Origin of the sequence: Legionella sheltonii (genome assembly GCF_026191355.1) — a bacterium.
GTDB lineage: Bacteria > Pseudomonadota > Gammaproteobacteria > Legionellales > Legionellaceae > Legionella > Legionella sheltonii.
Map to the genome: position 1 here is coordinate 43,033 of NZ_JAPHOQ010000009.1, position 15,083 is coordinate 58,115.

Here is a 15,083-nt window from a genome sequence, read left to right on the forward strand (position 1 = left end):
TTTACCTCGGATTACATAACAAACCGTTGTGGTTGCTTTCCAAAGAGTAACATTGCGGCATGTGTAGGCTTATCCTCATCTAGCAAATTCAAATGGGACAGTAATTCAAAAGAGGTCGCATCGATAGGCAGTGGAAATCCACGTCCTCGTTTTGCTCGACGTAAAAAAGCCGTCATCCCCTCTTCATCTAAATCTAATAATGTTGCCCCTCGACAAGGAGCGGCATCAAAAGGGCTATTTCTGATTAATTTTCGTTCTTCTAAATCATGTATTAAAGCCGCATAAACACTGGAAATAAGCTCGGAAATAGATTGATAACGCCTTCTGATTAATTCAGTTCCAACACGAGTAATAAGATTTTTCATTTTAGGGTGACGTCTACTTTCTTCATTTCCCTTTATAAAAATTAATCGGGTCTTATGTTCCTCGGAAGCTAGATTGTATTCTTCCTCAGTAGGGGAAACACCTTTTGCATTCTCAAAGCCATAATCATAGCCAAAAAGACCAATATAGATATCACAAGCACTTACTTGTTCTAGATAAACTTGATCTGCCCTCCTATCATGAGCTGGCAATTCTTCGAATAAAAATGGATCAAAAAAACGACGCATTAAGGGATCATTTTTCAACCAATGGCATATCTCTAGACGATCTTCTTTAAATTCTTGTTGTACGCTACTGATAAAAATACGCAATGGTCTCATCATAAATCCAAAATCCAAAAATTAAACACGATCTTCTTTCTCATTAACAGGCTTAATTACGTTATAACCCACGATTATCACACAACGTTATCAACAGATTTTGTGGATAACTATCCTCTTTCGCTCATTAGTTTGATCAACCAATCAACCTCACTAGCAGAATTCACCTCGATAATCACTTTTCCCTTACCTTCAGCATTTACTTTTACAGAAACATTTGTTGTAAATTGTTGAGATAGATAGGTACTCCACTCCTCACACTTGTCATGACGTGTAGCTGAAGAAAAAGTCTTGTCATGTTCCTTATCCCCTGATGACTTCAATCTGTTTGCTAATGCCTCCGTATCACGCACATTGAGCTGTTTCTCAATGACGGCGCATGCAACTTGAAATTGATGTTCTGGCGAAAGTTTCAAAATTGATCGGGCATGTCCCATATCAATCTTACCCTCGTTTAGCATCTCTATTACTCTAGAGTCCAAAGATAGTAAGCGAAGCGTATTAGTAACTGAAACTCTGGAACGACCTATCATTTGTGCTATGTCTTCATGAGTCATATGGAACTCTTCGCGAAAACGGTTTAATGCTAGCGCTTCTTCAATTGGGTTGAGATTTTCGCGTTGAATATTTTCAATCAGTGAAAATGCGAGAGCAATATTATCATCAACATTTCTAATAATAACAGGCACATAAGTTAAACCTGCTTTTTTTGCCGCTCGCCAGCGTCTTTCGCCAGCAATAATCTCATAACGTTCTTCTGCAATCTTTCTAACAATAAGTGGCTGGATAATCCCTTGAACTTTGATGGAGCTTGCGAGCTCATCTAAAACAGATTCATCAAATTGTCTTCTAGGCTGATATTTTCCAGAATTTAATAACTCAACAGCTAAATGAGTTATCGATTCAAAGGGTTTGGATTCTCCATCCTGGAATGAATTGTCTAAGGCTCGAAGCAACTTCAATCCCTTCAATTCTAAATTTGACACGAGTGTCTCTCCTCAGTTTATCCCTGCAAACGTCCCACCATACCTGTAAACGTCGCACCATTAGTTATTTTTCTTATTTTTACTTCCTGAAAACGTCCCACCCTATCCCGTAAACGCCGCATCCATTCCTGTAAACGTCCCGGGTAATTCCCGTAAATGTCCCGCAGACTATCCTACAACCCTTAAGAACATTGATGCATTAAACTTCTAAACAACAAATAAAAAGATCTTAAAAAAAATTAAAACACGTTGTGTTTCTATAGTAAATAGAAAAATTCATAAAAACCTTGTTTTTTCATAAAAATATGGATAAATTAGTAAAACAGTGAAATTTTGTTTATTAAACAAAAGGAAATTATGCTAAATCCTCAAATTATTACTTATGGCACAGATAATCCAGAACAACTGATGGATAAATTTTATCAAGCCGGGAATGATATGTTATTGGCACTCAGGAACTACGTCATTAATCCTGAAAAAAGAAAAAAACCAAGAACATGGGGCGCTATTGAAGCAGCAAAAATGGTTAAAGTTTCAGATCCCACCTTTCGAAAGCTATTGGAGTCACATGATGATATTCCAGGAATAGTAATGGAAAAACAGGAAAATGGGAGAAACGTAAAAAAGTACACTTTAGCCGCTATAAATTGTCTAAGAGATAAAGCCGGGACTCGCTATATACGACCAAAAGGTTCCAAATGTTTAACAATTGCCGTTTCTAATTTAAAGGGCGGTGTTGGAAAAACAGAAACGACTGTCGATTTAGGTAAAAAAATTGCTATTGAAGGATTAAAAGTTTTACTACTAGATTTTGATGCACAAGGAACTGCAACCTTAATTAGCTCCGGATTGATACCTGATTTAGAGTTAAAATATGAAGACACCATCACAAATGTGCTTATTTCTAACCCAAGCAACATTAAGGAGGTTATTTTAAAAACACATTTCGATGGTTTAGATATTATCCCTGCGAACTTGGCGATACAAGATTGTGATCTAATTTTACCCAATGAAACAGCAAATAATCAAGACCGACTAGGATCTCCAGTTATTAGATTAGCTGAATCTTTGAAAATTATTAAAAATCAATATGATGTTATCTTAATTGACTGCGGCCCAAATCTTGGACTACTTACTTTAAACGCAATTATTGCTTGTGATGGAATTATTATTCCTATTCCTCCATCTATGAATGATTATTCCAGTTTCATCATGTATACCGCTACATTAAGAAACATGTTTAAAGAGCTACCTTCTAAAAAATTAGAATATCTTCGAATTTTGATTTCAAAACATACTGGCAGTAATGAGGCCTTACAAATGGAAAACATGATGCGCGAACAATTTGGACGATATATCTTGACAAATCATATGTGTGAAACTGTAGAAGTTCCTAAGGCAGCTAACGAAATTGGGACTATTTATGACATTTCTAAACCTCGAGGAAGTCGAGAAGCTTACAGACGCGCTTTGCAACATCTGGATGATGTTAATTTAGAAATTATTAATAACTTTAAAGATATTTGGGACAAACAAGCAACTTCTTCGATTATAGGTGGTGATAACAATGGATAACAGTAAAAAAAATGTCCACAACTCTGGTCCATTAGGCATGTTACTGCGAAACGGGCAAATTAATAAACTGGAAACTTCTAACGAGGTTTCTTCTAATCAAACATCATCCAAAACATCCTCCTATTTTAAAACACAATCTGGAATTGAGTTTTCAGAGCAAGAGCTGATTTATATTGATCCTGCTGAATGTGAACCATGGTGCTATGCTAACCGTCATGAAAATGAAATGGGGGATATTCAAGGGCTTGTTGATTCAATTAAAGCAAATAAACAATTGCAACCGGCTTTAGTTAGGCTTCACCCTACCCCACATGGAAAAATTAAATACGAGGTAATTTTCGGTAGAAGACGACACATTGCTTGCTTACAGCTTGGAATTCCTTTTTTAGTCATAAAAAAAGACATTCCTAATATTCAAGATGCTGTAGCATCCCAAGATGCAGAGAATAAATTACGAAATGATGTTAGCAACTATTCTAATGCCTTGTTATATAAACGCTTATTAGTAGATGGTGTATTTAAAACTGAAAAAGAGCTCGCAGACAAATTAAATATCTCTACATCAACTTTTAATGATTTAATGGCTTACTCAAAGATTCCTGATGAAATAATAGGTAAAATTCCTAATATTCATATTTTATCAAAACAGTTGGCCGTTTCTATTGTTCAAATATTAAATAAATCAAAAAATAACTATAAAACAATGTTATCTATTGCCCATCAGATAGGGAAAACAATAAATTCTAATGCCAAGCTTGAGCGTATATTTGAATCAAATAGCACGAAATCGCAATCGTCATTACACACAAGAAATTCCACTGATGCTAAATTTTATGTATCTCAAAAAGGTAAGAAATTATTTACTTTTAAACGTGATTCACGAGGATTACCTTCGATTGTTCTTAATAAAGAAATCTCCGAATTAATAGATTTAGAATCTATGTGTTCTCATATGTTTGAATATCTAGAAAAAGAAATGGAATCCGGATATCCGGATTGATATTTAATCCGGATATCCGGATTCTATCGTTAGGGAGAACTGTGTGAAAAACGCAGCAATGAATAATAAAAGTCTCGAGCTAAAGAAACATGTTAACGCGATACATTGTTCTAATAATCTATCATTAGTTCAGCGTAAGCTGTTTAATGCGTTGCTCTTTAATGCTTATCCAGATCTTCCCTACAAACAACAATTTGAAATCAAAGGAAAAGATTTATATCAACTAATTGGTTACAACAGCAAAGACACTGCTAAGCTGAAGGAAGCTTTAATCGGACTAATAACGATAGCTATTGAGTGGAATGTTATTGATTGCTCAACAGGACAAGAAAAAAAATGGAAGGCTAGTTCCATATTGGCATCTGCCGAACTTTCAAACGGAGTTTGTATTTATGAATACAGCCAGGTAATGAAAGATCTTATGTATCAACCTGAAATTTATGGTCAAATCAATATTGATCTCGTTTCAAAGTTTAAATCGGGTTATGGTTTGGCGTTATACGAGAATTGTATCCGATACAAAGGGCTTATGCAGACACCATGGTTTCCCATAGAGATTTTTAGAAAGTTGATGGGCGTGTTTGATGGAAAGTATCAAGTATTTAAAGATTTTAAGAAAAGAGTACTTGATGTTGGGGTGAATGAAGTAAATACAGTATCACCCATTCGTATTGTTCCTGAATTAGAACGAGTTAATCAGAAGGTCACTAAAATTCGATTCAAGCTAGAAAAAAATATTGATGAATCTCCAATTCAGATAAATAACTTATCAATTGATGAGGAATTAAAACAAATATTGATTAGTACATTTGGATTTTCAGCACAAATGATTGATGAGACATATACAAAATATGGTAGGGAATATATTCGAGAGAAAGTAGAAATCATTACACAATCAGAGAATTTTGTTACAGGAAAAATTAGAGGCTTAGCTGGGTATTTGATTGAAGCATTAAAAAAAGATTATAAGCTAAGCAGATCAAGCAAAGCTGTAATTAATGAGCGTCGCAAGATCTCAGAAGCTAAAGAAAAAGAAAAAAAAGAAAAATTGGAAGAACAATCAGAGCGCTACAAACAGTATGTAAACAAAAAGATAAACACATACCTAGAGAAATTAACAGAGCATCAAAAAAGCGCTTTAAATAATGATTTTGATAAATTCATGAAGGAACAAAGTAGTATTCTAAAAAATTGGTATAAAAAGCATGGCCTAGATCACCCTGCAACCAAAGCCTCGTTTCATAGTTTCATTAAAGAAAATAGACATAGTGAAATAGGTACTATCATATCAATGGAAGATTATATTGAGTTAGTTCAATAGCAATTAATAATAGCTATAAATTTAAGGATGGGACATTTGCGGGGATGTATTGTTTTATTGATGGATGGGACGTTTACGGGTAATGAGATAATTAGTAATGAAAACAATTTGTGTATATCTTGGTGCTAGTTCTGGAAATAATCTGGCATTCAAAGAAGCTGTTATTAAGCTTGCTCATGAAATAGTTGCTTATGGACTTACACTAGTTTATGGTGGGTCACGTCTTGGCATGATGGGTTTATTAGCAAGAACTGTAAAAGAATTGGGCGGTAAAGCGATCGGGGTTACAACTACACATCTTTTAGACAAAGAAAAACCGTTAGACATTCTAGATGAACTTCATATAGTCTCCTCCATGCAAGAAAGAAAAAAAATGCTTCAATATCTGGCTGACGCATTTATCGTTATGCCTGGTGGTTTAGGAACACTAGAGGAAGCGGTTGAAACATGGAATGCAATAAAAATTGGAGAGCTAGACAAAAAGATAGGGTTTCTAAACGTTGATGATTACTTTATAAAACTATTTAGTTTTATCGAGCATTGTAATAAAAATGGATTTATAACAGCTGAGCAAACAGCTATTCCCTCCGTGCAAGTTGAGCCTAAAAAATTGTTGAGTGATTTAGTCCTAGCAAAATCTGAAGAATTGTTTGTGTGATGTAACAGTAAAAGTTTTTAATAAGGAAATGGAATGCATGCTGTAAAGAGTGAGCGAAAAGGGGTAGTTTATCTACATTGGCTAAATGCAATAACTACATTCAGTTTTGCTATTTTATTTTCATCATTATCCCTTTATTTAACAAAGAACATTGGCTTAACTCAAATGCAATCCAATGGAATCGTAGGATTTTTTCTGGCATCAAATTTTATTTTACATTTTGTAGCGGGGTACATTGGGGATAGGTTTTTAAGTTATCGATTGCTATTTGCCATTTCAACGCTCATACAAACTGTAGGGTTAATAGTACTTAATTTTTCTGATGCTTTTGTGTATCTAGGGTTAAGCTTGTTTCTTATAGGGTGTGGATTAGGATCTACATGTATTAACTGCCTTATTACCCAACAATTTACAAGTATCGAAAATGAATTAAGAGAAAAAGCATTTTTTCATAATTACAGTGCTATGAATATAGGATTCCTCTCTGGTTATGTTATGAGCGGATTTATTGATATTCACGATAGATACGATCGTTTATTTGAAGTAAGTAATTTGATTAATCTAATTACGGTGTTTTTCATTATTAAATCGTGGAAATATTTCGCAAAAAATAAAATAAATACCAGGGAGGAGATAAAGAGGGGTCGATTAGGACTGATATTAATCATATTTATTATACCTATTCTTCTAGCAGGGTTTTATTATTCTTGGTTAGCAAATGGCCTCATACTCTTTATTGGTTCTGCGGCTCTATTCTATATAACCTTACTTGGACGTAGTTTAAGTACACAAAATGCACGAAAAAAAATTTATTCTTTTGTATTTTTAACGGTAAGTTCAATTGTATTTTGGATGCTTTATTTTGTAGGACCTATGGGTGTGACTCAATTCTTGAAGTATAACGTGAGTATTTACATAGGTTCTTATTATATTCCTCCACAATGGTTAATGAATTTAAACTCAATTTTTGTAATTATAGGCTCACCTATAGCAATCACTCTATTTGATAAACTAAGAAAGAAACAAATCACCATTTCGATATCAAAACAATTTATGTGTTCCTTAGTGTTTATTGCATTGTCGTTTTTGGCATTGACTGTTGGCATAATGAATTGTGGTACCGAGGGATTAACTAGCATGATTTGGATTATTGCGCATTATCTTCTTCAAGCGATAGGGGAGTTGCTTATTGCTCCTGTTGGTTATGCGATGATAGGAAGTCTTGCACCAGAAAAACTGCAAGGACTTATGATGGGGATATGGATGATGGCTTCAGGAATAGCAGCCACATTATCCAACTATTTTTCTAATTTAATGACTCAATCTGAATCATTAAATCCGCTTATTAGCAATGAACATTATATGAGCGCATTTACCCAGCTAGGTCTATATGCCATCTTTGGTGCACTCATTCTCTGGTTATGTTCTAAAACGATTGAGAATAGTATACAAAAAACCTCGGTTGAAGCGATCGAAGGGGTAGCATGATCTATTCTAACGATAATTCTGCCTGTAATTTGGATAACTTTGTTTCTTCTTGAGCTAATATTTTTAGAAAATTGTCCAATACATTAGGGTTTTTTATTGTTTTGATATCTTTTTTAATGCCATTTATAAGACTTTGTTGAATTTGAAGTGACTTTTGTAATTCCATGTTAGTACATAGGGGATGAGCCAATTCATAAACATTGGATAAACGTTTATTTGTAGCAAACTCATCTAATCCAGAATAAGTACATTCCTCCTTCTTCAATTGCAGTCGAACAGCATTTTCCTGCTCGCACTCTTCTTTGTAGCGTTTCCCTTCCGGAGAATATTGATTAAATCCTTTCGGTGTTCTCCAGCGATTAGTGCGCAGAAGTTGAGAAATGATATTAATTTTGTGCCGAAAAGTCCCAATATTTTGGAATTGCTCTTGGTTACTTAGTGAAAATACAACCTCATCCAGGATTTTTTGTGGTGAGGATAGCTTTACTCCATGTTGTTTTTGAACATTCAGCAACATCCCTTTAGCAATATTGAGCTCGTTAAGTGGTAATTTAGTACTTGAATGAGAAAGAGTAATATTATTAATTACTCTATTTTTTTCTTTATTAATGGTATCTGTTGAAACAAGATAATCCATTCTCTCGTTTATATCTAATTCAGGAGTTGGGATTTTTTCTTTTATCTCCAGAGTATTTTCTGGCTCTTGGTTGATCAATTGTAATTTACTTTGAAGCATTTCTGTAATGGCAATAAAGGAACGAGGTACACCATAAAATTTAAATCGCTTTCGGATAATAAAGCCATTTTCTTCTAAGTTCTTTAGATAGATATATATTCTGCTTTCACTAAAGCCAAGTTCTGCAGCAAGATCAGGAATTTTTTTGGTAAACCATAATCTATTTTCGCGTTTTAAAAGAGTGCCTTGATGGTGGAAGATTATTTTATCTAAAAGGAGCGCTTCTTTCGGACATTTAGTTAGTGAAAGAATCTTGTTAAAGCCCAAATAATAAATCGAATTATTCATAATACATCCATGTGAAAAAAATTACTTAATTAACCCCGATGTGGTCAGCATATAAATTAACTGAGGCGTGGTTTTACAGTTAAAACTTGTTTTTAGATCACTTAGTCGATAAAGAATGTACCTTTTTGACTTCTTTGTGTCTTCCGCTATGTCATTCACATGGCAGCCGTTGACTATCATTTTTATGATTTGATTATCTACCTGGTCGATTGTCATTTAAAACTCCGTTTTTATTTAAAACGCATTCCATGTGACATAATTTATAGCTTGAAATGCATTTATGCAATAAAAATATCAATTTTTACCAATAAATTTTATTACATGAAATGCAGTTTCATTGAATGTAGTTATGTTCTCTTGTATGATGCTGTTAATTAATAGGACTTTTATATTGATATCATATGAGTGAACTATCTTGGGATAAGGTAAAAACGGACATAGCTCTGGTTAACAAACGTCTCTATGAAGTATTGGAAACGATAGATGGCATTCAAAATATGCTTTTTACTGTACTTGAATATCAGTATGGGCAGATCATAGCAGATGAAAATCACTTTTATTTACCAAATACTGGTGGCAAACTTTCTTCAGTTCCGTTTTCAATGGTGTTAGAAAAAAATCTTGAAATGTTTATTGAATTTAAAGGGAAGTCGAGTACACATCAGGTTTATAGAGAGGGAGATTTTTTAAGCGTTAGTTCACTTTATAATGCTTCAAATACTCATCATCCAACAGATATATTGCAAATATCGTCGGGTGCAAGGAATACATTCTTACTCTGTCCGGTGGCAGATGCAAGGCCTCATGCTAGTTTAGAAAAATATTTTAAGGCAGATATTCCTGTTCCAGATGATCTTGGAAATCATTATTTAACCTTCAAAAGCTTGTGCGATGCAGCCAATTGTAGTTGGCGTTCAAAGTTATTGGTATTTCCCTCTGAAATTGTAACTTTAATAAAAGAGAATAAATTACCTACTCTTTTGAGTTTGGTGATGGAGTTTGATTCTAATCAAACAGGATATTATGCAAATCTGCCTTTTTATAATTATCTAATGGCCTATGTTCGTGCAAATAATCCAGAAATATCTCAAAATGAATTTACTAATAATGCGATTAGCCAATTAATTACTATAGGGACAGGACAAGTTCCTGGCTACGGATTAGCTGTTGGTGATGATTTATTACCTTTAGATTTTATTGTTGAGGTGTATCGCGATATATATAAATCCAAATACACTCCCTTTGTTATGGAGCCAGTGCATTTTGATAAAAATAAAAACAATCCTGTTTTTTATTCAATACTCAAAGAAGAGATGACTTTTAAACCAACATCATTTTCAAATAAACCACAACGATGTGAATTAATATACGATACTTATTTGCAATATGCGGATCATATAAATAAGTTAGGTCATTTCAAGAGTACCCCTTTTTTTGAAAGTGCTACTAATCTGGATTTAACACTTTTTCATGAAAAAAATAATCAAGTGACTAATAATCTATTTAAATTGCCTAGAGAAGCAATTTTTTCTTATGATTCTCGGTTTTTAGAAGTAACAGATAAACTTGGTTATTCAGTAGATCAGTTCCCTTCTAAAACAACATTTTTAGTAGGATGCTTTGGTATTAAATACAATGAAAATAAAGACGCTGTTATGCATTGATCCTCTCCAGGATTATGAGCTAATTGATTGTGATCTACTTGTTCAGTTAGGAATTTCCCCCATTTTTTTGATTAAAGATGAATCTAAGTTTGTTAAGGACAGAGAAAATATATTAGTAAGCTCATTTTCATTTGAAGATCTGCTCGCTATTTGTGATTCGATTCGCCCTGATTATATAGTCTGTTTTTCGGAAGATATGTTTGTTGATGTAGCAAGGGTCAGGGAAAAACTAAATATCGCAGGCATGGGTTTGAATACATCGATGCTATTAAGTCATAAAGATCTTATGTATCAAAAATTGGATGGTTTATTTTTATATCCTAAAACAACAACATTGATTGAATCTTCAAACCTAAAATCAATCAAAGAAAGGATAGGTGATCAAGAGATATTTATTAAACCTATTAATTCATCTGGCTCGTATGAGACATATCACATTAAAACCGAGAAGGATTTTTGTGATTTTTTGGCCAATAAAAAAGAGAGTGAGGAAAAGTATATCGTTCAAGCTTATGTTGCAGATGATTTATACCATTCAGAATTGGCAGTATTTGATGGGGATATATTATTTGTAGAAGCCAGAAAATATACGCATCCAAATCATTTAATGGTCAGTAAAAATTTGCCTATATTTAGTCTGAATATTTTAGATGAGCATCAGCGACAATTAATTTTGGATGCTTCAGTTAAGGTTTGCCAGTTATTAGAATTCAATAACGGGGTGCTTCACACCGAGTTTTTCATGAGTGAGGATGGTTGTATTCAGTTTATTGAAACTAATGCTAGACCTCCAGGTATTGGTCTAAATAAGTTATACCAAAAGAAATACTCCTTGAGTCTTGAAACAATTTTATGTTGCATTGTTTGTGAGGTTGACCCTCCTCGCTTTGTAAAGAATAAAAGCCATTACATTTGTGGTTATTTTCCTAGAAAGAACGGTGTTATAAAAAAAATTCACAAGCCAGAACTCCATGTACAAAACGAGTGGACACTTTTTGTTAGGCCTGATGATACCAGTGAGCAAATGGCGCATATGTCTAAGTCAGCGATGGTGATTTGTTGGGATGACTCTATTATGGAAATCAACCAAACAGGTAGCTTTCTTGCAGAGCAAGATATTGTAGAAATATATTAATTCTAAAAATCGATTATAGCCTCATTTTGGCTGCTGATGAGTTTTTAGTAAGGTCTTTAAACAGTTGTTCGTTCATATTTTCGTCACAATTGTTAAAAATATAAGTAAATTATATATGTCGTTTATACAAAAATCTACAGGTTATAAGAATGCATGAATATCAATTAATAGAGTTTAATTCAGATAGAAAACAAACCCAATTGGTTTCCAGTAATTCAAATTTGCAACAAGTATTAGCAGAATTTTATAAAGAAAACTTTGAAAAGATGTTTGACGACTGTGGTTGTTCAAAGGGATACATTTCCGTATTTGTTAACTCAGAACAGATATCATCCATTAAAGACATTATTCTTAACCCAAATGATGAAGTGTGTATTGTGACTTCTATTTCAGGAGGGTAGGAGAGTGGATAGATACAAACGTCAAATTTCTGTTATTGGAGAGCAAGGTCAAAAAATAATAAATAACGCAACAATTATGATCGTTGGACTCGGCGGGATAGGCAGTCCAGTAGCTCAATATCTTGCCGCAGCTGGTGTTGGAAAGTTAATTCTTGTTGACGATGATAAAGTAGACCTTTCTAATTTGCATAGGCAGATCTTATTTAATGAATGCGATATAGGGTTCAATAAGGCAGAAAAGGCGAGGAATGTTTTAAGTAAAATTAATAAAAATATTGTTATAGAGGCTCACACTAAAAGGTTTGATGTGGATTTAGGATATTCCTTAGTATCTGATATCGACTTGATTATTGACGGAACAGATAATTTTGAAACAAGATACCTTATTAACGATATTTGTGTTTTAAAGAATAAAGTATTTATCAGCTGTAGTATTTTGGTCAATATCATTCAGCTTGCTTTATTTGATACAAAGAATCTTTGTTATCGTTGTCTATACCCCAATCCACCACCTATAGGTGTAATACCTAATTGTTCGGAGGCGGGTGTTTTAGGCACTGTAACAGGAATGGCAGGAACCATGGCTGCTAATCTGGCATTAAATTATTTACTCAAGATAGAGAATGAGAAAGTACCACAGATACGAATAATAGATGCAAAAAACTTCAATATTTCTTCCATGCCTATAAAGCAAAATAATAACTGTTTTGCATGTAAACAAAGAAAAATCAGCTTAAGTTATTTGCAGAATCAAAGTGCTGATTATGGGATTTCCCTGGGGCAACTTGATAGAACCAAGCATTTTCTAGTTGATATAAGGCAAAAAGAAGAACGAGAGATTACTAAGTTAGTAGATGATCTATTTTTTCCTGTTAAAGAGAATACTGATTATTCATTTTTCTTATCCTATAAAGATAAGAAGTTGGTATTTTATTGTGCATCAGGATATCGAAGTAAATTGTTTGTATCAGAACTGAGAAACTTAGGTGTTGATGCCTATTATCTTAATGAAAGGCTTTCTAAATGATTTTTGAGCATCAAGAAACGTCTTTAAGAGCTCGCAATTACTGCGAAACACTAGGCGTATTGACATCTTTCAAGAAACTGGCGGGAATTACACGGTTAGCTGATGTAACCCATTTAGACTACACCGCGCTACCTGTCTTTACTGCAATAAGGCCTAGAGCAAAATCGTTAACCACGAGTCAGGGAAAAGGATTAACAAAAGAGGCGGCTCAGTGCTCGGCATTGATGGAGTCTATTGAAGTATATTTTGCCGAAGAGTTAATCCCACAATTGACTAATAAGTCAGAGTTTGAACTAGCTCAAGACAAAGCTATTTTTATGCCACTAAACGATCTTTCAAAGTCTGTACACTTTAATGATTCATCACGGCCTATGAATTGGGTACAAGCTGAAATAGTATTTGCAAAAAAATCCATTCTCGTGCCTTTTGCTGAGTTCTCACTAAATTCTTATTTACCAGAAGTATTGATTTACTCTCCTGATACAACTGGACTTGCTGGGGGAAATAACTATAAAGAGGCTCTTTTACACGGAATTCTAGAGGTAATAGAACGACAAAATGCTCTAAAGATATCTGAGACTGCTTTTGTTAATGGCGAAATGGTCAAAAATATTACAAAAAAATTTGATTGCCATATTTACTTTCATGAAAATATTTATGAAATTCCTTCGTTTGAGGTATGGATTAAATCAAAAAATCCTTTTGAAAATCAAATTCTATTTAAGGGTGGTGGATGTCATCTCGATAAACAAATAGCTTTAAATCGTGCTCTGACAGAGGCTATTCAATCGCGAGTAACTACAATAGCAGGTTCCCGTGATGACTTGATTCATACAAAGTATGATTTTAAAACTAGTGAGTTTCCTGTCGTCAAAGATAAAAAGGATTTTTCTGAGTTGCCTAATTATTCGGTAAAGACAATAGAGGATGCACTTTCGGCTCTGTTTGAAAAGATTAAAGGAAACAATCAAGATATTTTAGTTTATAAATACTATGACAAAGAAATATGCATTTTAAAAGTAAAACTAATTTCTATGGATTTGATAAGTCATGTATGAAACAGTAGTTTTCTTAGAAACTTCGTTAACCCACCAAGAAGCGATGCATCTACTTCCCCATGCGGCGTATTTACCTTCAATCAAAAAGGGGGATGTACTTAAAGCAATAAAATCAGGGTATAAACGGATAGTTATCATCGATGGAAATTTTTCCTGGGTTCCTTCTGTGTGGCATAAAGAAATATTAACAGCATTAGACTACGGTATTGAGGTTTGGGGTGCAGCTTCAATGGGGGCTTTGAGAGCAGCCGAGCTGGATTCTTTTGGCATGCGGGGACATGGGCGTATATATGAGATGTATAAGAATGAAGAAGTAGATGGTGACGATGAAGTGGCAATTGCTTATTCTAAATTCAATAACGTGCAAACTATTCCTTTAATCAATATCCGACTAACTCTTGAACGACTAAATAGTATTAATAATGGAACTGTTTTAAATTCAATACGCTCCATTTTTTATGCTGAAAGAACGTGGGAGAAAATTTCTCAACACGTGTCAGAAGACCATTATCATTTGATTAAAGCAAATTATATAGACGCAAAAAAAGAGGATGCAAAGTCCTTATTGCTTTCTTTAAACCAACAACACATTCTTTCTACGGTTTCTGATTTAAATAGAAAAAAAAGAGAGTTTACTCTTTTTGAAAAAAAATTAATTGAGTCTACTTTGTCTCCTGTTTGGTTGCGTGCCCCGGTGCATGAGCAGACAGAATGTTCAGTGTCTCTAAAGAGGGTGGAAAATATTCTTAAATTACTATCAATTCCTGAAACAAAAAAGAAAAGGCTCCATTATCAATACTTGCTGTCTCTTCTTGATCAACAAACGTACACAATTACAGAATACGAGCTTATATATCAAGTCGAACAATTTAGAGAGGAGCATAACTTGTTAAAAGGAGAGGATTTTTTTAACTGGTTAAAGGACATGGGATTGCATGAGTCTAACCTGGAACAACTCTTTACCGATTATGTAAAGTTGATGAAATATTTGATAATTACCTACGATTTCAATAGTTATTTTAATTAGTCTATTCATTCTAAG

Annotated in this window: 14 protein-coding genes; 11 read left to right on the forward strand and 3 right to left on the reverse strand. The window is 33.8% G+C overall.

Annotation, left to right across the window (positions count from 1 at the left end):
- Nucleotides 1–11: 11 nt before the first annotated feature.
- Together OQJ26_RS11120 and OQJ26_RS11125 are read right to left on the reverse strand one after the other, a co-directional pair.
- Nucleotides 12–707 (reverse strand): DUF4062 domain-containing protein, encoded by a 696-nt coding sequence (locus OQJ26_RS11120; protein ID WP_265703881.1) that lies wholly within the window; start codon nt 705–707, stop codon nt 12–14.
- Between the two features lie 107 nt (nt 708–814).
- Nucleotides 815–1,690, reverse strand: a complete 876-nt coding sequence (locus OQJ26_RS11125; protein WP_058393337.1) for a ParB/RepB/Spo0J family partition protein — start codon at nt 1,688–1,690, stop codon at nt 815–817.
- A gap of 357 nt (nt 1,691–2,047) precedes the next feature.
- Here OQJ26_RS11125 and OQJ26_RS11130 point away from each other — a divergent pair, with 357 nt between their 5' ends.
- The 5 genes from OQJ26_RS11130 to OQJ26_RS11150 all read left to right on the forward strand — a co-directional run bounded on the left by OQJ26_RS11130 (nt 2,048) and on the right by OQJ26_RS11150 (nt 7,732).
- Nucleotides 2,048–3,265, forward strand: coding sequence for an AAA family ATPase (locus tag OQJ26_RS11130; protein ID WP_058393338.1), 1,218 nt, complete (start codon nt 2,048–2,050; stop codon nt 3,263–3,265).
- The gene (locus OQJ26_RS11135; protein ID WP_058393339.1) at nt 3,258–4,265 is read left to right on the forward strand and encodes a ParB/RepB/Spo0J family partition protein; all 1,008 of its coding nucleotides are present in this window, start codon (nt 3,258–3,260) and stop codon (nt 4,263–4,265) included. The genes OQJ26_RS11130 and OQJ26_RS11135 overlap by 8 nt, the downstream gene beginning before the upstream one ends.
- Nucleotides 4,266–4,308: 43 nt before the next feature.
- On the forward strand, nt 4,309–5,586 hold the full coding sequence (locus OQJ26_RS11140; protein ID WP_230305100.1) for a replication initiation protein: 1,278 nt from the start codon (nt 4,309–4,311) through the stop codon (nt 5,584–5,586).
- 97 nt (nt 5,587–5,683) lie between these two features.
- The gene (locus OQJ26_RS11145; protein ID WP_058393340.1) at nt 5,684–6,244 is read left to right on the forward strand and encodes an LOG family protein; all 561 of its coding nucleotides are present in this window, start codon (nt 5,684–5,686) and stop codon (nt 6,242–6,244) included.
- A 33-nt stretch (nt 6,245–6,277) separates the two neighbouring features.
- Nucleotides 6,278–7,732, forward strand: coding sequence for a peptide MFS transporter (locus OQJ26_RS11150; protein ID WP_058393341.1), 1,455 nt, complete (start codon nt 6,278–6,280; stop codon nt 7,730–7,732).
- Nucleotide 7,733: 1 nt separating this feature from the next.
- Here the strand turns inward: OQJ26_RS11150 and OQJ26_RS11155 are convergent, their stop codons facing one another.
- A complete protein-coding gene (locus OQJ26_RS11155) occupies nt 7,734–8,756 on the reverse strand; it encodes a hypothetical protein (RefSeq protein WP_265703882.1) in 1,023 nt (340 codons plus the stop codon).
- Nucleotides 8,757–9,157: 401 nt separating this feature from the next.
- Between OQJ26_RS11155 and OQJ26_RS11160 the strand changes: the two genes are divergently transcribed.
- The 6 genes from OQJ26_RS11160 to OQJ26_RS11185 all read left to right on the forward strand — a co-directional run bounded on the left by OQJ26_RS11160 (nt 9,158) and on the right by OQJ26_RS11185 (nt 15,068).
- Nucleotides 9,158–10,420, forward strand: a complete 1,263-nt coding sequence (locus OQJ26_RS11160) for a hypothetical protein (RefSeq protein WP_265703883.1) — start codon at nt 9,158–9,160, stop codon at nt 10,418–10,420.
- Between the two features lie 67 nt (nt 10,421–10,487).
- Entirely contained in the window at nt 10,488–11,555 is a 1,068-nt protein-coding gene (locus OQJ26_RS11165; protein WP_265703884.1) for an ATP-grasp domain-containing protein, read from the forward strand.
- Between the two features lie 149 nt (nt 11,556–11,704).
- A complete protein-coding gene (locus OQJ26_RS11170) occupies nt 11,705–11,956 on the forward strand; it encodes a MoaD/ThiS family protein (RefSeq protein WP_058393346.1) in 252 nt (83 codons plus the stop codon).
- A gap of 4 nt (nt 11,957–11,960) precedes the next feature.
- On the forward strand, nt 11,961–12,983 hold the full coding sequence (locus OQJ26_RS11175; protein WP_265703885.1) for a HesA/MoeB/ThiF family protein: 1,023 nt from the start codon (nt 11,961–11,963) through the stop codon (nt 12,981–12,983).
- A complete protein-coding gene (locus tag OQJ26_RS11180) occupies nt 12,980–14,041 on the forward strand; it encodes a YcaO-like family protein (RefSeq protein ID WP_265703886.1) in 1,062 nt (353 codons plus the stop codon). Before OQJ26_RS11175 ends, OQJ26_RS11180 begins: the two co-directional genes overlap by 4 nt.
- A complete protein-coding gene (locus OQJ26_RS11185) occupies nt 14,034–15,068 on the forward strand; it encodes a TfuA-like protein (RefSeq protein WP_265703887.1) in 1,035 nt (344 codons plus the stop codon). The genes OQJ26_RS11180 and OQJ26_RS11185 overlap by 8 nt, the downstream gene beginning before the upstream one ends.
- Nucleotides 15,069–15,083 lie beyond the last annotated feature (15 nt).